Raw genomic sequence first — 24533 nt, forward strand, 5'->3', positions numbered from 1 at the left:
GGCGAGTGCGACCCTACAATAGGAGATGACATTTTGAATTAAGCACGCACTAAAAGATGACCTTAACGGCGCCCTTAACAACCCCTTTAACAACACTCTTAATAAAGGATGGGAATTCACGCTTAACTGAGCCATTATTTTGCCCCTAAATTGACTGGAAGATGCAAAAGCTCACCTGGGACTTGGTTTTTAGCCGAAATAATCGCTTGGCGAATGCTGTCATGTTCAGCATCTACAGGCTGCCATTGCCAACCATCTGCACTCGGGTAACCTATGCCTGCGGTGGCGTTATCTTGGGTAATAAACCAGGCATGACGATGGCCTAGATACAGCTGTTCAGTCAGCAGTGGCGTACCATTAAGGGTTATCATTCCTTGTTTCACCACAATTAAGTTTTCAGCTTTTGCCACTTGCTTGGCAATATTGGCGATGCCTTGATATTGCGCAGTTAACTCTGATTTTTCATTGAGTTTGTTGAGGTCATCAGCCAGTTGGTGTTCCAAATACGGCGGTAAACCTGCCAGTAATTGTTGTATTCGGCTTAACATGCTCGGAAAGGCCAAGCGGTACGCATCGACAACTTGCTCAATGTCAGTCTGCGCGTTGAGCAATGCCTGCCGCTGTTGACTGACTTCATCTTGGTTATGTTGATCTTGTTTGATTTGCGCGCTGAGTTGGCTATTTTCTTGTGTTAGTAAGCCAATTCGCAGCTTAAGCTGCTGCTTTTCAAGCTGCCAATCTGATTTAAGTTTTTGAGTGGATTTATCTAAGGCGAGCCATTGCGCCGTGAGTTCATCCAGATTGGCCGTTGCCTGCCCCCATGACGGCATGGCGACACATAAAGTGCAGCCGAACAAATAGGCATATCCATGAGTGAATGTTTTCATAAGGGCCTTGTTACCATTTTTAACTTTTACTGTGGTTCACTTTTTACAGTGCTGTACTTTTTACCGTGCTTCGCGTTTTACAGACTGGCACTTGGCAAAATAGCAGGAGATATTAAATGCCTCCTGCTATGGTGAGTTAATAGCAATTAATACTGATAGCTCACTGCAAACTTGAAGTTACGACCCACTTCATTGTCGTTGTAACCCGCATTGCCCCAGTACATGCCGAAGCTGTTGTGATCTTGATAAGCTTTATCAAACAGGTTATCAACCGCAAGCTTTAAGGATAAACCGTTAAGCTGTTCAACATCATAGCTAGCCCATATATTGCTAACGCCGTAACCGGCTTTCTCAACAGGCTCTGTTATCACAGCACCATTGGCGACAGAACGGTCATCAAGGCTTGCACTGCTAGCAAAAATACTGTCCCAGCCTAACGTCATCTCGTCAGTTAACTGGTAATCAAGCCCCAGTTTGACTAGGTGAGTGCCTGAGTAGTAATCATCTGTGGTGTAATCATCAAAGGCTTTTTCACCTGTGTTATAGCTGTAATTAACATAGGCTTTAAGATCTTGATGCTGGACAGTCATGCCAGCCTCAATGCCTTTTTTAGTCAGGTCTGAAATACCGCGAACAAGGCTATTATTTTTGGTGGGGTGATAATAGTTATCTATGTTGTACTGATAGATATTGGCGTAAATATTAGCGCTATCAAGATTAACTAATGGCGCAAAATCATAACTCACACCGAACTCAAGGTTATTGCCGGTTTCAGCTTTAGCATCAGGAGAGGCTGTCATATCAGATGAAATCATCAAGGTTTCAGGTAAACCTGGGCCCTTAAAGATGCGGCCGTATCCAGCTTTTAGCCCTAAGGTTTCGCTCGCTTGCCAAAATAGGTTTAATTTAGGCGAAAGCTGGCTGAAAGAATTATCGTAAGCGCCGCCTAACTTGTAACTGTCAAAGCGCACGCCTGGAATAATCTGCAAAGCGCCAAGGTTAAACTCACCTTGAATATACCCGCCAATTAGGCGTGCTTCAGGGCCATTGTTAACGGCTCTCACCACTGTTGTTTTAGTCCCATCGTTACGGGTAATAAGCCCAGTAGCAGCGTCTATAGCCTGTTCAGATTTAAAGGTTTCAATGCCCACAGTCCAAGGAATATCATTAATATCCATGGTGTTGCGGATATTTAATCCTAAGGTTTTATAGGAATAATCACGCTCAGGGATAAATTCAATGCCTTGTTTTTGCCATTTACCTGCATTGTCTCTGATCTCAAAGTCACCAGTTTGTTCGCCACGCACCATTTTCTTTTGGTTGTAATAAGCATCAACGGCCAGATCAAGCAGCGGGTTAGCGCTGTCATTGCGATAATTAACCGTATAGGTATCACGCTCGTAGCCATTAAAGCCTAAGGCTTCTTCAACACTTGTGGCACCCGGTTTTTCACCAGACAAGGCACGATGCCCCGCATCTTCAAAACGCTGTAATGACACAGCTAACTGCTGGTTATCATCAACATCATAAACCGCTTTAACTAAACCGCTTTTAAGCTCGCTGTGCTTATTAACAATAGGCTTGCGGTCTGGGGTTTCTATATCGCCAGACTCATTCCAGCTCATCATTCCAAGTAGGCTTAATTGATCTGTTAACCGGCCATAACCACTGGCGCTAACCTGTTGAAATTCAGTGGCGGTATCGGCAGCTGTGGCAACTTTAAAGCCAAACTTTTGATCTAATGCCAATAAATCTTTTGGATCTTTAGTCACATAGGAAATAGCGCCCACGTTAGCACCGTAGCCACTGAGCACAGAAGATGCCCCAAGCTCTACAGAAACCGCTTTTAGCATGCTTGGGTCGACCATCTGGTTGCCAGCATGGTGAAACATTTGCCCATCTTGGCGAGCACCGTCTATGGTGACATTCGCTGAGTGTTCTTCCATACCACGTAGGTAGGTTTTTTGGCTGTAACGTACGCCATTGCTGACACTCACACCGGCCAACTCACTTAAGGCGCCTTTGATATCGTTAACTTGACGATTGTCTAACTTCTCACTGGTAACAGTATTTTGCTTAGTTTTCGTGGCTTTGACTTCAGTCACGGCCAACTCTTGAACTTCAGCAGCCAACACTTGGCCTGATAACACTTGGCCAGATAACAGTGATGCTATGGCTAACGATAAGTAACTCAATTTCATTTAAATGCGCCTTAATTTTAAAAGATGCGCGCACTCTAAATGATAATGAATCTCAATATCATGAAATTTACAATCTTTACAATGGTGATGTGAATGTGAACTACATTTGTGAGCGGGGTCAAACAAGCATCAGCCCTGAGCCTAAGGCGACGGGGCTGATGTATCTTTTGAGGGAGGAGAAGTGAATTTGACAGCAGTTATCTAGCTTTAACCACTAACTACTAACCAATAACTATCGGCTATCTACCGCCAATCATGCGTCCAATGCCGCCGAGTACTGAGCCTTCGCCGCGATCGTTGCCGCCGGCACTGGGTGCATGGGCAATAATACGGTCTGCCATCCGCGAGAAGGGTAAGCTCTGTAACCACACAGTGCCATGACCTTGTAGCGTGGCTAAAAACAAGCCTTCGCCGCCAAACACCATGGATTTTAGTGAGCCAGCGCGCTGAATGTCGTAATCAATGCCAGCGGTAAAGCCCACAATACATCCTGTGTCGACTCTTAAGGTTTCGCCCTTAAGCTCTTTCTTAATTAAGGTGCCGCCAGCATGTACAAACACCATGCCATCGCCTTTAAGGTTTTGCAGAATAAAGCCTTCACCGCCAAAGAAACCTGTGCCTAAACGGCGATTAAATTTCATGGTCACTTGGGTGCCAAGGGCGGCTGCAAGGAAGCTGTCTTTCTGACAAATCAGCTCTTCACCGTACAGGCTCAAATCAAGAGCCAAAATAGTCCCGGGATAGGGAGCCGCAAAGGCCACTTTACGTTTTTGGCTTCCTTGGTTAGTAAAGTGGGTCATAAAGATGCTTTCGCCGCTTAATGCCCGTTTTCCTGCCCCTAACATTTTACCAAAAAAGCCAGAGTCTGGCTCTGATCCATCGCCCATCTTGGCTTCAAAATTAATGTCTTGCTCTAAGTAATTCATGGCGCCGGCTTCGGCTACCACGGTTTCATTTGGGTCGAGTTCAACTTCAACGAGCTGCATACTTTCACCGATAATTTCATAATCTACTTCATGGCAACGCTTTGTCATTATTTGCTCCTTGCTGATCTAAAGATAATGCTGACTGTCTAATTAATAGTGACTTAAACCCATCGCTCATACTAGGTCGCTATTTTAGGTCACTGTTTTTGCTGAAAAGTTCAACGCAGCGGCTAAATCAAACACCATTAGCGATTAACGACTAAATAAAACTCTCCCGTTAAAACTCATAAGACATAATATGTCCAAGGCGGTTAGCCAACACAAGTTTTAAATGTAACCAAAGATTATCCGAGCCCTGAGCCACTGCTGCCATCGGCTAAGTCTTGATGAAACAAATCAAACTCTTGCAGAATTAATTCGGTGAATAACTGCCCCGCTCGCCCTAAAGGCCTTGCTAAGGTTGATACTAATTGCGGGGTGTAATTAAACCGACTGCCGCCCATAAAATCCACCATGACCAACTCACCAGCCGCAAGTTCTTCACCAATCAAAAAATCCGGCATCCAGCCAAAGCCAAGGCCCTTAAGCAAGGCATTTTTTTTCATAATAAACCCTGACAAATAAAACACTTTATCACCGCCAAATTGCAGTTCATCACGGCCAAGTCGGCTCGGGGATGAATCCTCAATGGTCAGCTCAACGTGTTGCTGTAACTGGGACAAGCTTACTGCTTTAGATAGCGCTAATGGATGGCTATTCGCCACCACTAATACACTGGTGATGCTCGGCAAAGGCTTGGCGTCATAATAAGGTCCGCTGCGATAATCCTTAACCAGCATCAAATCGGCTTTATCGCGCTCAAACCTGTGTTGTACCCCGCCCAAAAACTCCATATTTAGCTGAATTTTAGTGGGCACATTATGCTCTGACATGCGCTTAAGCGCCGTCATAATCGGCTCCATGGGCAAAGAGCCATCAATCACCAGCTCGAGCTTTGGCTCCCATCCTTGGCTAAATCGGCTGGCTAAGTGTTCAATATTGGCGAGCTGCTCTAATAATCTTTGTCCTTCAATAAGAATGACTTTACCTTCAGGGGTGAGTTCTGCGCGGTATTTATCGCGGTTAAACAGGGTGACCCCAAGGTGTTGCTCAAGCTTTTTAACTTGATAACTCACCGCAGATTGCGCCTTATGCAGTCGCTCGGAGGCTTTGGCAAAACTGCCCTCCTCCACCAACACTTGCAGCACATTAAAGCTGTCGATATCGATTCTCATGATCCCGCCTCGAAGGAGAGATTGTCATCATTTACTGACACTATTGTCAGTAAATCATGACAATCTATAAATTTGATTAAGTTGCGCTATTTATTATTCTTTTTTTTGTTCATCCTAGCAACTAAATTGATAGCTAGATCACAACGTTTAATGACATCTGCATCAAGGTGCGCGTTAACATGAGCCATTGCGGCACAGGCATTAATCGATATCGCAGCTTGGTTGCAAATAATTAGAGGAAGCGCAATGCCTTTTTATGTAAAACAAGGTCAAATTCCCAACAAACGCCATATTGCATTCGAAAAAGACAATGGCGAGCTTTACCGTGAGGAATTGTTCTCAACCCATGGTTTTTCTAATATTTATTCCAATAAATATCACCACAACATGCCCACCAAGGCATTCAGTGTTGCGCCTTATGCCCTAAGTCATGGCGATGTTTGGCAAGACTCACTCATTCAGAATTACAAACTCGATTCGCGCCAAGCCGATTGTGAGGGCAGTTTTTTTAGTGCCCGCAATAAAATCTTCTTTAATAATGACGTGAGCTTATACACAGCCAAAGTCACTGAAGACACCTCACAGTTTTACCGCAACGCCTACGCCGATGAAATCGTGTTTATTCACGAAGGTGAAGGCGAGCTGTTAAGCGAATATGGCGTGCTTAACGTCATCAAGTGGGATTACTTAATTATCCCCCGCGGCACCACCTACCAGCTTAAATTCACCGATTACAGCAATGTGCGTTTATTTGTGATTGAGTCTTTCTCCATGGTGGAAGTGCCTAAGCATTTTAGAAATGAATACGGCCAGTTATTGGAATCTGCCCCTTACTGCGAGCGTGATATTCGCACACCAGAGCTTGCTGATGCCGTGGTTGAGCGCGGCGAATTTGCCTTGATCAGTAAATTTGGCGACACCTACCAAGAAACCACACTCGAGTGGCACCCATTCGATTTAGTCGGCTGGGACGGCTGCGTCTACCCTTGGGCCTTTAACATCGCGGAATACGCGCCAAAAGTGGGTAAAATTCATTTGCCGCCCTCAGATCATTTAGTCTTCACAGCCCATAACTTTGTGGTATGTAACTTTGTGCCAAGGCCTTATGACTTCCACCCAAAATCAATACCCGCGCCCTATTACCACAATAATATCGACAGCGACGAAGTGCTGTATTACGTGGACGGCGACTTTATGAGCCGCACCGGTATTGAAGCAGGCTTTATGACCCTGCACCAAAAAGGCGTGCCTCACGGCCCACAACCTGGCCGCACTGAAGCCTCCATTGGCAAGAAAGAAACTTACGAATACGCTGTGATGGTCGACACCTTCGCACCACTGAAACTGACATCTCATGTGCAAAAGTGCATGAGCCAAGATTACAACCGTTCTTGGTTAGAAGACTAAAACTGTCACTAACCCAAGTCACCCTAGAGTGATGGCGTGTTGATTGAACATAAAAGAGGATAACAAGATGGCGAGCGAACTAAACCCACTGGGTCTTTTAGGCATTGAATTTACAGAATTTGCCAGCCCAGATACCGATTTCATGCACCAAGTCTTTATCGACTTTGGCTTCTCTATGCTTAAAAAAGCCAAGAACAGCGATATCATTTATTACCAGCAAAATGACATTAACTTTCTACTGAGCAAGAGCAAAAAAGGCTTCTCGGCAGAATTTGCAAAGTCTCACGGCCCTGCCATTTGTTCTATGGGCTGGCGCGTTGAAGATGCAGCCTTTGCTTTCAAAGCGGCGGTTGAGCGCGGTGCAAAACCTGCGACAGATGCCAGTAAAGACATGCCTTACCCCGCCATTTATGGCATAGGCGACAGCTTGATTTACTTTATTGATACCTTTGGCGCCGACAACAACATCTACATGACTGATTTCGTTGATTTAGAAGACCCAATCCATACCCAAGAAAAGGGCTTTATGGAAGTCGATCATTTAACCAACAATGTCTATAAAGGCACCATGGAGAAGTGGGCCAATTTTTATAAAGACATCTTTGGCTTTACCGAAGTGCGCTACTTTGACATTAAAGGCTCGCAAACCGCTTTGGTTTCTTACGCCCTGCGCTCGCCCGATGGCAGCTTCTGCATTCCCATCAACGAAGGTAAAGGCAACGACAAGAACCAAATCGATGAGTATTTGGGTGAATACAATGGCCCTGGAGTGCAGCATTTAGCCTTCAGAAGCCGTGATATCGTCGCATCCCTCGATGCAATGGAAGGCACTGCAATTCAGACCTTAGATATCATCCCTGAATATTATGAAACTATCTTCGATAAGCTTCCACAAGTGACTGAAGACAGAGAAAAAATTAAGCATCATCAGATTTTGATCGATGGCGATGAAGATGGATATCTATTACAGATTTTCACCAAGAATTTGTTTGGCCCTATTTTCATCGAAATCATTCAGCGTAAAAACAACCTAGGTTTCGGTGAAGGTAACTTTAAAGCCTTGTTTGAATCTATTGAACGCGACCAAGTGCGCCGCGGCGTACTGTAAGCTATCGGCCTAGCTGTGGCTTAAGTTAGCCCCGAAAAAAACCAGCCTAGCGCTGGTTTTTTTATGGGCAAACAAACCATTTAGCATTACACTCCTATCTAATTACGACAGCCCCTTTGTGATAGCCCTTTGTGATAGCCCATGCTGTTTAGAGAATTTTATGCCTGACGCAGCCCTACTGGCGGTATTTATCCCCACTTTTTTCTTTGTCTCCATCACCCCTGGCATGTGCATGACGCTCGCCATGACATTAGGCATGAGCATAGGTGTGCGCCGCACCCTGTGGATGATGTTAGGTGAACTCACAGGCGTTGCCATAGTCGCGATTGCAGCTGTACTTGGGGTGGCCAGTATCATGCTCAATTACCCCCAAGTATTTGAAATCTTAAAATACGCAGGTGGCGCTTATTTGGCCTATATCGGCATCAACATGTGGCGCGCCAAAGGCAAGATGGCCATTGTTGATCCAAAGCTCGCGTCTGTAAATCAGGTAGACTCGAACCAAATCCAAGCCAAAGCTCCAGTTAAAGTGTCAACTAAAGTACCAAGAGCAACCCTGATAAGCCAAGGCTTTATCACCGCCATAGCAAACCCCAAAGGCTGGGCCTTTATGATTTCCTTGCTGCCCCCTTTTATCAGTGTCGATAAAGCGATCGCGCCACAACTTGCTGTGCTACTTGGCATTATCATGCTCACAGAAAGCGTCTCAATGCTGGCCTACGCCACAGGCGGCAAGAGCCTGCGGCTGTTTTTAACCCGAGGGGATAATATTCGCTGGCTCAACCGCATAGCCGGCAGCCTAATGATAGCCGTCGGCATCTGGCTCGCCTTAGGGTAATGCTGGATGATTGAGCCTCACAAACCAGTTGCTGAAACTTGTTAGTCTCGCGTACAGGCTTGTCATGGCATTCACTCTCCGACACGCGTGACTTCTTATAAAATCAACAGGGTCCATGTAGCTCGCTTCGACGTCCTATTCTCTTAAATAAGGAGAGACGGTCGTCTCGCGACTCTCATGGTGAAGAGGCATGGTTCACCATTTTAGCTTTTGTGTAACCTTCTAGCTTAAAAGCATAAAGTAAAATTTTAGAGGGTGTCTCATTGAATAATTGTAGAAGGAGCTAAATCATGCTGTTTACGATGAGTGGTCGCATTTTTTCTTCGTTTTACTCCATATTTATCTCTAGTGTTTTTTATTTTGACTTACCTCGCCAAGAAATTTAATACTATCAATACTTGGCTGAATAATAGCTTTATATCTACGAATGTTTCTTTCTCGCACTTCATTTGAGTCTTTTGTAATTCCAGCCTGATTAATAAGAATACTCAGCGTTGCTATTTCACCATCAAAAAAAATGGGGCATACTGTTTCTGAAAGGTATTCATTATTAGGAGCCGAGTTCCAACGCCGAAAGGAATAGTGAAATTGCTGTTCAATTATTTTCCTTTTCCGTCTCTCATCATACTCGATTTGAGAGCACGTCAGCCCACGCACTTTCACTATTCGATGTCGTTCATTATACCCCTCATACTCAGGTATTATTGTATTGCGATGTTTGAGCCACGCTAATCTAGCGTCATGCCAGGCATTAAACTCAGCACAATGATTAATGTCATCGCAATGTGATAATATCTTTATCACTATATCTTTCATCTGTTCACTATTATCGATAACTTTGCTCATTAATGGTTCGGCAGGAAAGAATTCAAAAATACTACTAAAAAAACTCCCCATTGAAACACTGACAGTTCCTAACGTCGCACCACCACCACTCCCTCTAAACTCAAGAATAGGGCCCGTAGCTCTACATTCCTCCGATATTAGCATATGAAATATACCCCAAGGCCCATTTGTAGGTGCTTTAACTGTGAGAATAACTTTGTTTTCATCATTCACAACGGAGTACTCACATAAAGGATTGACATCCAAATACTGTGGTTGATTACTACACCCGCATATAAAGATAACTAACAATGCTATTATCAAAATTCTGACATGACATTTAATACAGTTCATTTTAAGCCTTAGTTATTTATTACCTGAATTAACAACGCATTCATAAGTACTAGCGGGGATCAGGCCAGCCGTTGTAAAACAATAACATAATGCACTTTCGAGATGCGCTCAAGCAAGATTGTGAGGGTTTGTTGCTAGAATGCCGATATGTCATAAATTCATAGGGCTGACTAGTTAAACTAGCTGATTGCATTCACAAAAAGTGATTTTAGGCCACTATGCCCCAACCCATTTTTTTTGGAGGCTGAAAGATAAAATTACCATCGCAGGCACCACACTCAGTAAAATATTAAGCCCGCCTCATTATAAACATCAGGGCAGTACGACCGCTGTTAGCGGTAATGAGCCGCATCAAAAACAATAGCAGGAATAAAGTGGTTAAAAAGAAAACTAAGGCAGAAAACTTTCGGTGAGTAGATTACTCTATTGACTCACCGAAACATCCATATATGGCACCTTACCCCTCTTATTTTCTTGTTCATCGAGCGCACTTATTCAAAAAATGTAACAGCCACAACGAGAAGAGTTATGGATGTCCTCATTTACTATATGACCTTATTTTGATTCTTTATCTCGCTCATTTTTCTATTGACTATTCTTCAACTTTAACATCTACAACGCATTTAGAAAATAACGAACTGGTTTTATGGTAACTCGAAATAAAACTGAAATACCTGATTGTGACTTTTTTACCGACATAGGGTAATAACAAAGTAAAAATATCCCCTTCGTAACAGGGTGGCTTAGTTAAGTCGGAGTGTTCTCGCGTCTGAATCTCCCAAATAACGCTCCACTCATCGTCTGGTGTAATAATAGTGAACACATCCCAGAGATAATCATCATCGTATTTACGAAAATGCCCAGGCCAAGCCTTTTTTTTATTACCAACAAAATCAATCACCCCGCTAAAGGTTTCAAGTTTAGCGCTATTATCAATATAAATTTGATACTGCCTTTTATCTGCGCGGATGTTTGACATTGTCAAATTATAAGCTAGAGTACTTCCTATAAAAAAAACAATAAAATACGTTCTGACACGCCTAATCTGCTTAAACTCTTGATGTTTATATACTAAAAATAGAGCTGCAAAAACAAACAACACAAAAATTATATTCATGAGTGTATCTTTGTCGAGCCAATAATCCCACCCCTCCGGTGGGAGGGGGGCATATAACGTTTTCATCAAATGTATTAATCTCCTGTTATCCAGCCTTTCTGAGTGAAAATACGGTTTTGAACACCATACGAGAATTGCCCCCAAGTACTTGATTCAAAATCGAAGCCAGCCACCTTACTGTTTATTAAGCTATCCTATTTACTTCCAAAATCAAAACTCTTGGACAACAAATCCAGCCAGCCATTATAAAACAGTAACAGAATACACTTTTGAAATGTGCTCAAGCAAGATATGAAGGTTTGTTGCTAGAAGGCCGATATGTCATGAATTTATAGGCGCTGACTGGCTAAATGAACTAATTTCCTTCAAAAGCAGGGATTTTTAGCCACATGCCCCTACCCATGTTTGTTGGAGGGTGAAAGATAAAATTACCATCGCAGGCACCACACTCAGTAAAATATTAAGCCCGCCTCTTTATAAACATCAGGGCAGTAAAACCGCTTTTAGCAGTAAATGAGTCGCATCAATAACAATGGCAGGAGTAAAGCAGTTGAACTAAAAGCTAAGGCCAACAAGATTCGATGAGCAGACAATTTTTTTGACTCACCGAGACATCCATATATGGCACCTTATTTCCTTTCTACTATGTTCCGGGCCTTTTTAACCACATGGAAAAGCTAAACACAAAAAAATTTAACATGATCAACGAAAAGAGCTTGAGAGCCGAATATTGGGAAAAGAACCGATAGCGCTGCAGCTTTGCAGGAATAGCGGCATAATCCATATTGCGATAACAGATTAAATAAGCGAGATAGATCCCAGCCCCCCAAAAAAGTACTACAGCGCCTGTGACGGGACCTTTAAAGGTTTCTACTAGCTGCAGCTTCTGTAAGGTCAGAACCCAACTCACTAACGGTATACCTAGGTATTGCAACACACATATGAGTGCAATTAGCTGGAAGGGGATGATGACCATCCCCAAGAATATAACGCCCCCTGGGCGGAACGGCTGTCTATCTGATTTTCGGTCATTCTCAATACCCCAATAAAAAATATAAAGATAATAACAACGCATAAACTCGAGCATATAATCCTCATTTAAACCAGCGGCTAATTTGGTCACCCAGCGGCTTTCACGTTAAGTGCAATAAATCCGGCCAGCCATTGTAAAACAATAACATAATGCACTTTTAGTATGTGCTCAAGCAAGATTTGGGGATTTCTCTATTAGAAGCTCAATATGACTAGGATCTATGTAAGCTGATTAGCTAAATGAACTGATTTGGAAGAAATTGTTATTGAGAGGAGCTTTGGATTAGCCTGCGGTTAAGTGCTGTCAGCAACTGGAACTGGAGAAGTGTCGTCGATAAAAGCTTTCTTGAAGTGCATAGCCTGAGTATAAAAGGCGACATTCGTGTAAAATAGCTTTACCACTGGGCGCAATTAACTGCGCCTGCTTTATAACGGAAATCTGCAATACATGCCCATGACATACCTCTCACGCCTATCTTTATATTTATCCTGCTTCTTATTGTTGTCTGGTGTAGGCCTTACATGGTACGGCCTCACCTCGGTGTTTTTCAAGGTAGTTGTCACTCTTTGCTTAAATATTAAGCTGCATTTATTACATCGTCTGCGGGTGCCTTATCTGGGTTTAGCATTACTGGGCCAACCGCCTCACAATTTCTAACGTCCTTGGACCAACGCTTGGGGTTTCTTGCCTTAGCCGCTTCGAGAACTTTCTTTCGCTTGTCTAAGATAGCGCTATCTTGCAACGCATGACGTTGCCCTGGTGAGACAAAGTTAAGCTTGCTATGTTTATGCTCATCGTTGTACCACTTCACAAACTTCTCAACCCATTCCCTTGCTGCGGCTAAACTGCTAAAACCTGATTTTGGCCATTGCGGACGGTATTTTAAGGTCTTAAATAATGACTCTGAATAGGGGTTGTCGTTACTCACTCTAGGCCGGCTCAGTGAAGCGGTAACACCCAGCTCTTCAAGCTTGGCCTTCATCGTCAGAGACTTCATTGGCGCACCATTGTCAGAGTGCAACACCAGTGGCTTTTTAAAGCATTGTTCCCGTAGCATGCTGCGTTGGATTAGCTCAGCGGCACGCTCGCCACATTCTTGTTCATGGACTTCATAACCGACGATTTTTCGGCTGTAAATATCCTCAAACATGTACAGGTAGTAAAACTGACCTTTAACTACTGAGGCCAGATACGTGATGTCCCAGGACCACACTTGGTTTGGGCCATCGGCCGTGTAACTAAGTGGCTTACTGCGGTTAACTGCAACTTGGCTGCGACCTCTATGGTTAAGCTGGTCATTGGCATCTAATACCCTGTAGAAACTGGCCTCTGATGCAATATAAATCCCCTTATCCAATAGTGTTGGCACTATTTGTGAGGGAGGTAAGCTGGCATATTCAGGCTCATTGCATACCGCTAATATCTGCTCTCGTTCATGCTCTTTTAGCTTGTTGGCGGGCTCTGGCCGAAACGCTGTTGGCCTTAAATCAGCCTGCACCACACCCGCTCGATACCAACGTCGATAGGTACGCTTACTGAGCTCAGCTTCAATACAAGCCTTGTAAAGGCGCGCACCATTGGCATAAGCTTCTTGTATTAATATCATTAATTTTGTGCGCTCAGGTAAGGACGTTAACTCTCCTCGTTGTCGCCCTCCCAGAGCGCATTGAGCTTTTTTCTGAGCACCAGTAAAGCAGCAGCTTCAGCTAGCGCCTTCTCCTTGTAGCGTAATTCATGCTTCAGGGATTTGATTTCTGCTTTGTCGGCTTTAGCCTGTTGTTTAATCGTTTTAGCTTGCACTTCACTGGTTTGAAAACCAGCCAAACAATCGAGTTTCCACTGCTGAACTTGTTCGCGGAACAAGCCTTTTTCTCGGCAGTATTGACTCACTTCAGCTTCTGACATCGGTGCAGTTTCGATAATGACGGCAAGCTTGGCTTCTGCTGACCAATCATCGGTTGTTAATGTTTTACCTGGCACTGGACGACCTTCTTTTCTGGCATTATCTCGCCAATGATACAAGGTTTGCACTGCCATGCCTTCTTCTCGTGCAACCTCTGCAACGGTTAAATTGTGCGGGGGTAATAACTTTTTAAGGATCGAGTCCTTACGTTCTTGTGAATACCGAGCCATATCGTTCTCTGTTACCGCCCCCTGTCTTTATACAATAGTGATTTTTAAGGGGTGACAACTATCCTGACACAGGGGGACCTATCATGATGATATTATGGGAGCGATTGGAGAGATGCCTCCTCACTTTGCTGTAGGAATAAGCCTGCTCATTATCGGCTTTATTGGCATAGTAAGCTGCTGGCTAATGATTAAATTAGCTAAGCGAAAACAGTAACAGAATATAGAATAAATCAGGCCAGCCATTGTAAAATAGTAATAGAATACACTTTTGAGATTTGCTCAAGCAAGATTGTGAGGGTTTGTTGCTAGAAGGCCGATATGTCATGAATTTATAGGCGCTGACTGGCTAAATTTACTAATTTCCTTCAAAAGCAGGGATTTTTAGCCACATGCCCCAACCCATGTTTGTTGGAGGGTGAAAGATAAAATTACCATCGCAGGCACCGCACTCAGTAAAATATTAAGCCCGCCTCTTTATAAACATCAGGGCAGTACGACCGCTTTCGCGGTAGTAGTCGCATCAAAAACAATAGCAGGAGTAAAGTGGTTAAAAAGAAAGCTAAGGCCAAAAACCTTCGGTGAGTAGATTATTGTAATGACTCACCGGGAAGCGTCCATATATGGACGCATTTATTGTTTCCGCATTAATTGGTTATTTAAACCGATTGCTAATCATGATTGAAGTGCATATAGTGCAACTTTGTTAGGAAGCGTTGGCACACTAAAATGTTACTTACATCAATACCAATAGAGTACATTCATGTTATAGGTACTTTTCAAGGTGTACTCTTGGCGGTTATGCTAATTTCTGGTAAAGGTGTTACCAATGCTAGTCGGGTTTTAGGGGGGTGGTGTCTATTCATGGCACTTTATTTTTCTAGCCCTTTAGTTATTATTCATTCTGATAACAATATTTTTGTTAACCTTATTGGCTGGGGGTATTTTATTCCGGCTAGCTTTGGTGCATTTTTATATTTATATTGCCGTTCTGCCATCATTGATAAACCTTTTCATCTTAGTGATTTTTTACATTGCACCCCTTTATTACTCTGTCTGTTCCTCAATCTTGATTACTTATTAACGCCACCATTGGAAAAAATTGATATTGTTAATAGCGGTCAACGGGATAGTAATATTGTCATTTTAACTCAGCTATTAATGGTGTTGCAGGCATTTTTCTATTTATGGTTAAGTGTTAAATTAATTATTAATTTTAAAAGGCGAGCGGACAACTCTCTTTCAGGCTTTAACCCAAACATATTTACTTGGTTATGGGTGTTACTAGGCTTGTACGGAGTCATTTGGTTGTTAGAAATGTTAGGTCTTGTATTAGGTGGGAATTATATTATATCAGTAGTAAGTGATGTGTTGTTTCTCTTTTTAATTTACAGTATTTCGATGGCTCAATGGCGAGATCCAAAATTATTTATCATTGATGAGTTATTTTTAATATCCGTCAATGCAAAAGATCAAAAGGCTAAAACGGTAGTATTTGATAACTGTACTAGACAAAGTTTGCTCGATAATGTTGTTGGGTTTATGAATGATAAAAAACCATACTTAGACAATAATATTACGTTAGACACTTTGGCAAAATCTATTGGCCTTAGTAGCCATCATTTGTCTGAAATACTGAATCAACAGGCAAATAAAAACTTTTATCAATTCATCAATGAATACAGAATTAACTTTATCTGTGAAAGTATTGTAGTTGACCCGAATAGTAAAATTTTAGATTTAGCGATGGCAGGCGGTTTTTCCTCTAAAAGTACTTTTAATGCTGTTTTTAAACAAATGAAAGGCGTGACTCCTACTCAATACCGTAATAACTTAAAATATAACGATTAAAATAAGTGCAGATCGACCGAGCTGCACGTCTTTCTCGACCTATTCAGACGTATACCCCATCAATTTCATCTCTAATATTACTAATCAATGACCCTAAGTTGAGTCGTTGATAAACAATAGCACTAATAGTAATTTGATAAATGACAGTTGTTACCGACTGATATAAAACAAACATAATTTATCTAATGGGCTAGTCAAAATACCCACAAGAACAATATTAGTTATCAAATATGAGCTAAATATTTAAAAGAAGGTTGTAAAAATGAAAAGCATATTGCTAGTTTTCTGCATGGTTATCTTAAGCGCCTGTTCTAACGGACAACCGCCAAAATCAACATTAATGGATATAGACAATGATGACACGAAAATAAAGTATCCACCCGCAGGTGATTTAATTGCTGTTAAGGATTTAAAAAGTGACTTAGCTGAATTAAATGTTTTACTCGAATCAGTTCACCCAGATCCAAGTTTTACCATGAACTTACCTGAGGTTAAATTACAAATAAACACACTTGCATCAGCAATTACAGCTCCAATGACACATCTTGAAGCATGGAAGTATTTCTCTGTGTTGAACCCCTACTTTAAAGATGGCCATATGGTTATTTCTTACCCTGAATTAGTTAAAGAACTAAACCATCATATCAGTAATGGGGGACGGGTTTTCCCCATTAAAGTACGAATTGACAAATCGCACCATATCTATGTTACTGATGTTGAAAATTCTGACAAGGGTATAAAGTTAGGTGACAAAATAGTTGGCATTAATGGGATTGATACATCGGAAATCGTTAAAGAAATTTTAAACAGAATGCATGGCGATACGGTTAGCAATCGCCTAGCACTAATCTCGGAAAGATTTTCCAATATGTATTGGTTACTTTATGGGGATACTGGTCATTACCAAATTGATGTTAGCGACAATAGTGAACACAATCGTTACTCTGTTATTGGAAGTAATAAAAAAGTAGGAGATATTAATCTTGAAATTGGTGATTTTATTAAACGTGAAATATTAGATAATGGTATTGGCTATTTACGTGTTGACCGTTTCTACTATACCCCTGAGCAGGAAAAATCCTATTTCAAGTTTATGGAAGAATCATGGCAGGAATTTCATAATGCCAATGTGCAAGATGTCATTATTGATGTTCGCAATAATCCAGGGGGAACAGATCATTATTGGCAACAAGGAATAGCGCCCTATATCGCCAGAGAGCCATTCTCATTTTTATCAGCATTTAAAATTCGACTGACAGAAAGTAACCTTAAAAAAGGACCTATCAATGGTGAATTAGGCTCCATGATTGAAGGGCCTTATAACCCACTAGTTCCAATTAAAGGCCATAGTAACCTACGAATACCTGGAAAAGCTTATTTGCTTATGGGGTCTTTAAGTTATTCTTCAACAATCTTGTTTTTGACTGCACTCCAAGATTCAAAACAGGCCGTGATTGCTGGTCAGTCAAGTGGTGCAAGATCCTGTACTACGGGGAGAATTGAAACTTCTAGATTATCCGGTTCTAAATTAGAAATAACCTTGCCAACACTGATTTTTATTCGACCATCTGGCAAAGAATCATGCCATCAACCCATTAAGCCTGATATTTTTATATTAGATAACCCTTCAGATCCTACTGAAGCAGTGAAAAAATTAGCAACATCCATTATTAGTAAGCGATAAATACTCATATACAAAAATTTGATAATAGATAATGCGTCCTCTGTGTTTCTTTGTACTCAGAGGATAGCGTTGCTTTCACCATATGAATACAGTCAGTCGCACCAAGCCTTCCAACTTAACATTACACTCACAGGTTGTACCCGAAATGGTTAAGGATCAGGACTCTCACTGCAGATCGGCAAGAGGGCGATGGCCATCGGCCTCTTTGAGCGAGAAACAGGGATGTTGAGCTGGCAGTTTTACAAGGATATTATTGGATTTGCTGTAGTTTTCCCTTCTTGACCACTCTTTATATATGAGCTGGGGGAGTGGAACCCTGCGACTTTGATCCAAACGGTGAATAATCACCTTGGGTGATTGTGCTTATGAGCGAGAGGCGAGGACGCCGAACTGGCTTTTTAATATGGATGTTATTGTTTGGACTCCTTTGTGTTAGTCGACAACCATTGACGACTGTGGCTAAATTGAGTCCATACAAGCGCTGAGCTGGGGCGATCCCCCAGCTCATTAATACTCATATTTTGATGCCCATTTCGGTTAAACTTAAGGGTCAAACTTAAGAGTCAAACTGAATGACTAAGCTTAATGACCAAATTTAATTCTTACACCGGCATTGGCGATAAAGCCATCGTTTCGAGACCAAATGTCTGTCGTCCATTGGCCGCTAGGGGCTCTATTGGGTAGCAGCATAGGGTGCTCATCGGTTTGCTTTATATCGAGTAAGTTTTCTAAATTAATAAACCAACTGACTCTGCCCACTGTAATTTCGCCCATTAACCCCAGATGCCAATAAGGGTCGGTCTCATCAATATAAGGGTTATCGTTAACGGTTTGCGTCCCGATATAGTAGGCTTCAAAACCTGCTCTAAAATTGCCGTGTTGCTCCCACATCGCCACAAAACCAGCCGAGTGACGTGGGGTGAGTGCTATTTCTTTTCGAGCGAAACCATTGAGCGACTCTTCAGTAGCATCTAAATACAAATAACTTGCGGTAAGCTTAATGTCGCCCAAATAATAACGCAGCAGCACTTCTGCGCCGCGTATTTCACTTTTGCCTGTCGCATTAACTAACCGTACAGCGTCTAGGGTGCCATTGTTGTTAACAGAAAAAGCTTCTAACTGGGTGACATTATCTACGTCAGAGCCAAACACCGTTAAACTGGTTTCGGCATCGTCAAAGGGATAAGTGAAATCAAGGGATGCGGTTTTTGCTCGCTCCTCTTGTAAGCTTTCAATCGGGGCGAGCCTTGATAAACCCGCGGCTTCAATCTCTTCTACAAACGGCGTGGAGGCAAAATAGCCCTGCCCAAAAGAGCCTCTTATGGTTAAATCATTGGGGCGATAAAGTAGCGACACCCTTGGACTAAATTGGCTGCCGTACTCACTGTGCTCATCGACTCGTACGCTGTAAGAGGTCGTTATTTGCTCAGAATGCTGATAATCAAGTTGGGCAAACGCGCCTGGCACCTCATAGGAGTAATCAAACTCAGGGAAGGTATTGGATGAAAATACCTCTGACTGATACGCTAGGCCAAGCACCCAATCGCTGTTATCTGTGTAACCTGCCAGACTGTTTTCAAGCAAATAACTCTGGTGTTGATCTTCTTCTATATCGATGCCAAACACATGAGTATGATCTTGCACCATAGCCGATGCGCGAGTATTAAAGGTCAGTGACTCAAGCACTGGCATACTAAAGACTAAACCTGTGTCAAACCTATCGGAATCTTGGGATTGCTTAAACGAGCCACCATCGGCCAACTTATTATCGGCAATAGTGCCGCCGGTGCGCTGCTCTGTCATCAAGCCACTGGTGAGATACAGTGTTTCGCCCGCTTGCCCCTCCCAAAACAGCCGAGGACGGACGGTATATCGCTCATAGCCAGCCAGATCTATCCAAGCGTCTTTATCAATGTCTTGCTCATCTTGCTGGTGCGCGCCCGCTGTCAGTGAGCCTTTTAGATTTTCGCTAAGGGGTGTTTCAACATAGGTGGTCACGTCCTGACCATTACGTGTGGTTGCATTCACCAATACTTCACCGTTTAGCTCATCGCTTGGGGTTCTAGATACTAGGTTAATAACCCCGCCAAGCGCCGAGCCACCATAAAGCGATGAAGCCGAGCCTTTAATGATCTCAACGCGGCTAAGATCGGTTGGCGGAATTTGCAACAAGCCAATCGAGCCTGCCTGATTGCCGTAAAGCGGTAAACCATCGGCTAACAGCTGGGTATAACGGCCGTACAAACCTTGCAAGCGAATATTGGCACTGCCTAATGCAGGTGAAGTCGTTTGTAGTCTAACGCCCCCCGTTTCAGCGACTAACATAGAAATGTTACCCGGCCTCATGGCGGCTTTTTCTTCGATTTCTTCGCGGTTAATTAACTCAACCCGAATAGGTTGCTCATCTGCAATCCGCCCTGAACGGGTGGCTTGCACAACAATTTTCTCCATTGTCTCTTCGTGATCGTGCTCATCTTCATGTTCATCATGCTCATCAGCATCTGTGTGCTGTATTTGATGACCGTTGTGCCCATGGGAGACGTGTTGCTCAGGCGCATCAACTGGATAATCCTCAGTACTCGCCTGACTCAGACCTATAACACCCAGCGACAACATTAACGATGCCGCAGCAGAATAGCTAAACATACAACTTCCTTTAAACGGATTTAATCTTTAGTAAGCGTAAATCGAAAAATGATATGCTTGAGCTTAAAGGTTACAGTGACTGGAAGGTCAAGTTGAAAATAAGTGAATTAGCATCGACGGCTCAGGTATCGGTAAAAACAATCCGCTATTATGAGCAAATTGGGTTATTAAGCGCCCCTATCCGCACCGCTAATGGCTATCGTCATTACCAACAAAAAGACATAGACACATTAATATTTGTAAGACGGTGTCGAGAATTAAATATTGCACTGGATGATATTAAGCGCTTAGTCGATACACAAGACGATCCCAAATCATCCTGCTTATTGGTAGATAATATCATTGCTGAGCAACTCGCACGCATTCAACAAACCCAACGAGAATTGGCATTATTAGAACAATCACTGGCCGCCCTCGCCTCTTGCTGTAAAAGCCATCAGATTAAAGATTGCAGTATTTTGCATACACTTAAAACAGGCAGCGGCTGCGCCTCATGAAATTGCAAAGTCAGGGCGGCATCAGGGCAACCACAGTCACACAAGGCTGTATTATTAGCCCCTGCATCCAAGCCATTGTAAAACAATAAAGTGATTCACTTTCAAGATGCGCTCAAGCAAAATTGTGGGATTATCTGCTAGAAGGTAAATATGAATTGAGTCTATGCAAGCTAATTTAGAAGAAACTATTATCAAAAAGGAGTTTAAGATTAGCTAGCTCGTAAATACTGACAACGACTAGAGAAACGTCGACGTCGTTTCTCTAGCTGCCCACAATAACGGGTAAGTTCCTGAGTTAACTCATCAACGTTAATCCCTTTATGCCACTGCTCAAGTACCTCTCTATCACTCCAGCAATTTGCAGTTTCGATGTCAATCCGTAACAGCACGTGTAGATGATTCGATCTTTTAAATATACAAGAATACAAAAGCAGCCACATCAATAGCGAAATACATCATCACACACTCTTAGTAAACGGAGAGCGCACTACCCACTACACAACTACACAACTACACAACTACAGCAGTGGTAATAGGCCTGATGTTAAACAATAAGTTCAACACTAATTGAGTTCTACGAGGGCGTGGCAATATTAAGTTGAACAAGACACGCCAACATCGACAACGTTCTGGAGTTTAGTAGAAGATGCTAGATCACGCGATTTATTGTGGCTGTTCCCATTTACTCCTTTGGTTTGTAAAGAGTACAGCGTATCAACGACGTCTCTATTAACATAGCCTGCCTTCGTTAAATTTTGAGGGACCTGTGCCTGTTATCTTGGAAATGCTGTAGGCCAGACGAGCTTAAAAGTGTTAATGCAGGTTTGACTGCAGCGTTTAAAGGTTGCAAAAACTCGCTTTTTTACTATGCTTTTTTATGCTGTTGCAAGATGCTTCTTGGTAACAACGTTAACGTTAGTCGTCGGCTTATTTTTATGCTCATACAGGAAAATGACCATCAAGCTTAAGCTGTTGTTATTAAGTAACCTTCCTTGGTTTAGTTGTAATTCGTATAAGATAAAGCACTCGTGGTTATAACCCACAGATGGAGTTTTTAAATAGCTTATGTCATGGATGTATAGCTAAGCAAAGGACATGCAATCTATTAACTTAGAAGGAACTAGTTATGGAAATCAATTATAAAGTTATGCGCTGTAGTTGTGTAGGGATAGCCATGTCTCTGCTTTTCGCTTCAGGAGGGGTGAATGCAGAGACTTCTGTTATCAAAAATCCAGAAATCCAAGAGGAAAGTGCACCAAAAAATGTTGCTATTTCAATTAATAAGCAGTTAAAAATGGATCAAGCGACGCCAATGGAGTGGCCCGAATATGTCCCCTCTAAAGCGGCGGAGGAAAAAGGAAGTGACAGTGGTTCTGGCTCTATGGACAGCCAATTGGCACCGTTAGGGGCCAACGATGATGCAAAAGCGCTCTACCCTGAAGCTTGGCAAGCAATGGAAGAAATGGAAGAGATGGCCATCTCTGAAGAGCTTTCTAGCAGTGATTTGGGTGCTACATCTGCTGCTAAGCCTGATCTATATACAGGTTATCCAGCAAATCTATATTCCCAATCTTGGAAATATCACCCTTGGCGTACTATGGGGAAACTCTATTTCAACACGCCCAGTGGTGGAACGAGTTATTGCAGTGCATCGATGTTGAAAAATAATGTATTGCTTACGGCTGCCCACTGCGTTTATAGCCGTGGAAGTGGCTGGCATTCAAATTTGGTATTTGCACCAGCTGAGAGGTACGGTAATAGGCCATATGGCCAGTATAACTGGACCAGTGCGATTGTTCTTACTAACTGGATCAATATCGGTAGCCGTCAATATGATCTTGCATTAGTGCGCTTAAGTGGCAATCCCAATGGCATGGTTGGTAATTTAGGATATGCCTATGGACAAGCATTTGAACAAAGCCTTTTTTCATTTGGTTATCCAGGTAATTTAGGCTCAGGTCAATACAGTAATACTTGTGCAGCCGAATCTTTTAAAGATGATACTGATGCAATTGGTATGGGCTGTAATATGACTTATGGTGCAAGTGGCGGGCCATGGTTACGGGTGTTTAGGCCCTATGTATCAGGAGGGAATCAGGCCAATTCTGTGGTCAGTGGACCATCCATAAAAGGCACTTTTGGTCAAAGTTATGTTGGTCCAAGATTTACCAGCAACAACTTTCAAGTACTCTGTAATAGTTACGGATGTTTATAAGTTGATTGACTGTTATCAATCTTGAAGATTAATACCTGCCAGTAAATCTGGCAGGTATTATGTCGTTAGCGCCTTCGAGGGCGTTCGAAATTCTGTGTCAGGTTAAGTTTAAATTTCTAGCACGCTGTCTAAACGCCCTTCAAAATAAATCGCTAACTGAGATAAACAAAGGCTCCAATTGTGAATGGGCATTGTCCATTTATTCGAGGCGTTCAATATGCCAGCATAAAGTAGCTTCAACAAGCTATTTTCATTAGGAAAAGCCCCTTTAGTTTTGGTTAACTTCCTAAATTGACGGTGTACCGCTTCCACCGCATTCGTGGTGTAAATTACTTTTCTGATGTGCTCTGGATACTTAAAATAGTGCGATAAATTGTGCCACTTACGGCGCCAAGAATTAATAACAAGTGGATAAGCCTCGCCCCATTTCGCTTCTAGTTCATCTAACGCTAGCTCCGCCGCTTCCTTGCTCACCGCGCGATAAACACACTTTAAATCGGCCATGAACGCCTTCTGGTTTTTCGAGGCGACGTACTTCATTGAGTTGCGAATTTGGTGAATGACGCACAACTGCGTCTCTGTATTCGGGAAGATACTGGCGATGGCTTCAGGAAACCCCGTCAGGCCATCAACACAGGCGATAAGGATGTCTTTTACGCCGCGATTATTAAGATCGGTCAGCACAGATAACCAGTAATTAGCCCCTTCATTTTCAGATAAATGCAGGCCGAGTATTTCTTTTTTTCCTTGCATATTAAGGGCTAGCAGGGTGTACACCGCTTTGCTGATGTAACGGCCATCTTCTTTGACTTTGTAATGTATCGCATCGAGCCAGACAATCGGGTAGTGGCTGTCGAGTGGGCGCTGTTGCCAGGCTTTAAGCTCAGGAATGAGCTTGTCAGTTATGGCGTTAATGGTCGCGCTGGAAACATTAATGCCGTACATTTCCTCGACGTGCTGATTGATGTCACGGTAGCTCATGCCCATGCTGAACATCGACAGCACTTTGCGGTCGATTTCATCGGTGAGCGTGGTTTGGTTCTTCTTGATGAGCTGAGGTTCGAAGGAGCCATTTCTATCGCGAGGCGTTTCTAGCTCAAAGCTGCCTGACAGGTGCTTAATCGTTTTAGCCGTTTTACCATTCTTGCGGTTAGGTTGCTCATCATGAGCCAAGTGCTGCTCAAGTTCGGCTTGAAGCGCCGCTTCGGTAAGTTGTTTAATCAAGGGGCCAAGAATACTGTCTTTGCCTGTGAGGTTTTTACCCGCTTGAAGATCTTTAAGGGCTTGTTCAAAGTTAAAAGGTTGAGTCATGTGTCATTCCTGTTTTTGTACAGTTTACTGAAATGACACAGAATTATGAACACTACCGCGCCTTCAGAATTTGAATACACGGCATTATTTCTATCCTTTTGTAGAAGCGTCAAGTCCCCATCCTCATGAATTAAAGCTGTGTTCGCTAACATCAATGAATGGTTAGACGTCAACCTTAGAACTCAGCAATAAGTGTCACAGAGCATGCTTCTCAAGCGTACAAACGAAG

The 24533-nt window shown here is 42.8% G+C and carries 17 protein-coding genes and 1 pseudogene; 7 read left to right on the forward strand and 11 right to left on the reverse strand.

All coding sequences use genetic code 11. The features are described 5' to 3' along the window. Positions 1–134 precede the first annotated feature (134 nt). The 4 genes from SDEN_RS11235 to SDEN_RS11250 all read right to left on the reverse strand — a co-directional run bounded on the left by SDEN_RS11235 (position 135) and on the right by SDEN_RS11250 (position 5288). Positions 135–887, reverse strand: a complete 753-nt coding sequence (locus tag SDEN_RS11235) for a DUF3450 domain-containing protein (RefSeq protein WP_011496595.1) — start codon at positions 885–887, stop codon at positions 135–137. 146 nt (positions 888–1033) lie between these two features. Then, entirely contained in the window at positions 1034–3088 is a 2055-nt protein-coding gene (locus SDEN_RS11240) for a TonB-dependent receptor domain-containing protein (protein WP_011496596.1), read from the reverse strand. Positions 3089–3327: 239 nt separating this feature from the next. Continuing rightward, a complete protein-coding gene (locus tag SDEN_RS11245) occupies positions 3328–4122 on the reverse strand; it encodes a TIGR00266 family protein (protein WP_011496597.1) in 795 nt (264 codons plus the stop codon). A gap of 236 nt (positions 4123–4358) precedes the next feature. Beyond that, positions 4359–5288, reverse strand: a complete 930-nt coding sequence (locus SDEN_RS11250) for a LysR family transcriptional regulator (protein WP_011496598.1) — start codon at positions 5286–5288, stop codon at positions 4359–4361. Positions 5289–5534: 246 nt separating this feature from the next. On the opposite strand from SDEN_RS11250, the gene SDEN_RS11255 reads away from it, so the two are divergent. The 3 genes from SDEN_RS11255 to SDEN_RS11265 all read left to right on the forward strand — a co-directional run bounded on the left by SDEN_RS11255 (position 5535) and on the right by SDEN_RS11265 (position 8641). Then, a complete protein-coding gene (locus SDEN_RS11255) occupies positions 5535–6695 on the forward strand; it encodes a homogentisate 1,2-dioxygenase (protein ID WP_011496599.1) in 1161 nt (386 codons plus the stop codon). A 67-nt stretch (positions 6696–6762) separates the two neighbouring features. Next, positions 6763–7803 (forward strand): 4-hydroxyphenylpyruvate dioxygenase, encoded by a 1041-nt coding sequence (gene hppD, locus SDEN_RS11260; protein ID WP_011496600.1) that lies wholly within the window; start codon positions 6763–6765, stop codon positions 7801–7803. A 160-nt stretch (positions 7804–7963) separates the two neighbouring features. Further along, positions 7964–8641 carry a LysE family translocator gene (locus SDEN_RS11265; RefSeq protein ID WP_011496601.1) on the forward strand — a complete coding sequence of 226 codons (678 nt, stop codon included), beginning with the start codon at positions 7964–7966 and terminating at the stop codon, positions 8639–8641. Positions 8642–8986: 345 nt separating this feature from the next. Here the strand turns inward: SDEN_RS11265 and SDEN_RS11270 are convergent, their stop codons facing one another. From SDEN_RS11270 to SDEN_RS11285, 4 genes are all read right to left on the reverse strand, one after another. Then, complete coding sequence (locus SDEN_RS11270) at positions 8987–9700, reverse strand: hypothetical protein (protein WP_157599854.1); 714 nt, start codon at positions 9698–9700, stop codon at positions 8987–8989. 712 nt (positions 9701–10412) lie between these two features. After that, positions 10413–11003 carry a hypothetical protein gene (locus tag SDEN_RS11275; RefSeq protein WP_011496603.1) on the reverse strand — a complete coding sequence of 197 codons (591 nt, stop codon included), beginning with the start codon at positions 11001–11003 and terminating at the stop codon, positions 10413–10415. A 577-nt stretch (positions 11004–11580) separates the two neighbouring features. Further along, a complete protein-coding gene (locus SDEN_RS11280; protein WP_011496604.1) occupies positions 11581–12060 on the reverse strand; it encodes a hypothetical protein in 480 nt (159 codons plus the stop codon). A 487-nt stretch (positions 12061–12547) separates the two neighbouring features. After that, positions 12548–14103, reverse strand: a protein-coding gene (locus SDEN_RS11285) for an IS3-like element ISSde10 family transposase (protein WP_086022109.1) whose coding sequence is annotated in 2 segments (ribosomal slippage) — positions 12548–13650 and positions 13650–14103 — 1557 coding nt in all. Because the reading frame shifts where the segments join, the coding sequence is not laid out codon by codon here. A 726-nt stretch (positions 14104–14829) separates the two neighbouring features. On the opposite strand from SDEN_RS11285, the gene SDEN_RS11295 reads away from it, so the two are divergent. Continuing rightward, positions 14830–15951, forward strand: coding sequence for a helix-turn-helix domain-containing protein (locus SDEN_RS11295; protein ID WP_041405780.1), 1122 nt, complete (start codon positions 14830–14832; stop codon positions 15949–15951). 262 nt (positions 15952–16213) lie between these two features. Further along, the gene (locus SDEN_RS11300; protein WP_011496606.1) at positions 16214–17635 is read left to right on the forward strand and encodes a S41 family peptidase; all 1422 of its coding nucleotides are present in this window, start codon (positions 16214–16216) and stop codon (positions 17633–17635) included. A 582-nt stretch (positions 17636–18217) separates the two neighbouring features. Here the strand turns inward: SDEN_RS11300 and SDEN_RS11305 are convergent. After that, positions 18218–20281: a TonB-dependent receptor plug domain-containing protein gene (locus SDEN_RS11305; protein ID WP_011496607.1), complete on the reverse strand. Its 2064-nt coding sequence runs from the start codon at positions 20279–20281 to the stop codon at positions 18218–18220. Between the two features lie 53 nt (positions 20282–20334). On the opposite strand from SDEN_RS11305, the gene SDEN_RS11310 reads away from it, so the two are divergent. Next, the gene (locus SDEN_RS11310; RefSeq protein ID WP_011496608.1) at positions 20335–20778 is read left to right on the forward strand and encodes a Cd(II)/Pb(II)-responsive transcriptional regulator; all 444 of its coding nucleotides are present in this window, start codon (positions 20335–20337) and stop codon (positions 20776–20778) included. Between the two features lie 278 nt (positions 20779–21056). On the opposite strand, the pseudogene SDEN_RS20695 reads toward SDEN_RS11310, so the two are convergent. Beyond that, a pseudogene (locus tag SDEN_RS20695) lies at positions 21057–21228 on the reverse strand (transposase); the annotation flags it as partial. Positions 21229–21904: 676 nt separating this feature from the next. Between SDEN_RS20695 and SDEN_RS11315 the strand changes: the two are divergent. Next, on the forward strand, positions 21905–22993 hold the full coding sequence (locus SDEN_RS11315) for a trypsin-like serine peptidase (protein ID WP_011496610.1): 1089 nt from the start codon (positions 21905–21907) through the stop codon (positions 22991–22993). Positions 22994–23101: 108 nt separating this feature from the next. Here SDEN_RS11315 and SDEN_RS11320 read toward each other — a convergent pair whose 3' ends face one another. Further along, entirely contained in the window at positions 23102–24304 is a 1203-nt protein-coding gene (locus SDEN_RS11320; protein ID WP_011496611.1) for an IS256-like element ISSde5 family transposase, read from the reverse strand. Positions 24305–24533: the final 229 nt, after the last annotated feature.

The organism is Shewanella denitrificans OS217 (genome assembly GCF_000013765.1).
In the GTDB taxonomy this organism is placed as follows: Bacteria; Pseudomonadota; Gammaproteobacteria; order Enterobacterales; family Shewanellaceae; genus Shewanella; species Shewanella denitrificans.

What these genes read in the sequence shown, in the direction of transcription:
- SDEN_RS11235 (WP_011496595.1), bottom strand. Translation starts at nt 887, where the DNA reads ATGAAAACATTCACTCATGGATATGCCTATTTGTTCGGCTGCACTTTA.
- SDEN_RS11240 (WP_011496596.1), bottom strand. Translation starts at nt 3,088, where the DNA reads ATGAAATTGAGTTACTTATCGTTAGCCATAGCATCACTGTTATCTGGC.
- SDEN_RS11245 (WP_011496597.1), bottom strand. Translation starts at nt 4,122, where the DNA reads ATGACAAAGCGTTGCCATGAAGTAGATTATGAAATTATCGGTGAAAGT.
- SDEN_RS11250 (WP_011496598.1), bottom strand. Translation starts at nt 5,288, where the DNA reads ATGAGAATCGATATCGACAGCTTTAATGTGCTGCAAGTGTTGGTGGAG.
- SDEN_RS11255 (WP_011496599.1), top strand. Translation starts at nt 5,535, where the DNA reads ATGCCTTTTTATGTAAAACAAGGTCAAATTCCCAACAAACGCCATATT.
- hppD (WP_011496600.1), top strand. Translation starts at nt 6,763, where the DNA reads ATGGCGAGCGAACTAAACCCACTGGGTCTTTTAGGCATTGAATTTACA.
- SDEN_RS11265 (WP_011496601.1), top strand. Translation starts at nt 7,964, where the DNA reads ATGCCTGACGCAGCCCTACTGGCGGTATTTATCCCCACTTTTTTCTTT.
- SDEN_RS11275 (WP_011496603.1), bottom strand. Translation starts at nt 11,003, where the DNA reads ATGAAAACGTTATATGCCCCCCTCCCACCGGAGGGGTGGGATTATTGG.
- SDEN_RS11295 (WP_041405780.1), top strand. Translation starts at nt 14,830, where the DNA reads ATGTTACTTACATCAATACCAATAGAGTACATTCATGTTATAGGTACT.
- SDEN_RS11300 (WP_011496606.1), top strand. Translation starts at nt 16,214, where the DNA reads ATGAAAAGCATATTGCTAGTTTTCTGCATGGTTATCTTAAGCGCCTGT.
- SDEN_RS11305 (WP_011496607.1), bottom strand. Translation starts at nt 20,281, where the DNA reads ATGTTTAGCTATTCTGCTGCGGCATCGTTAATGTTGTCGCTGGGTGTT.
- SDEN_RS11310 (WP_011496608.1), top strand. Translation starts at nt 20,335, where the DNA reads ATGCTTGAGCTTAAAGGTTACAGTGACTGGAAGGTCAAGTTGAAAATA.
- SDEN_RS11315 (WP_011496610.1), top strand. Translation starts at nt 21,905, where the DNA reads ATGGAAATCAATTATAAAGTTATGCGCTGTAGTTGTGTAGGGATAGCC.
- SDEN_RS11320 (WP_011496611.1), bottom strand. Translation starts at nt 24,304, where the DNA reads ATGACTCAACCTTTTAACTTTGAACAAGCCCTTAAAGATCTTCAAGCG.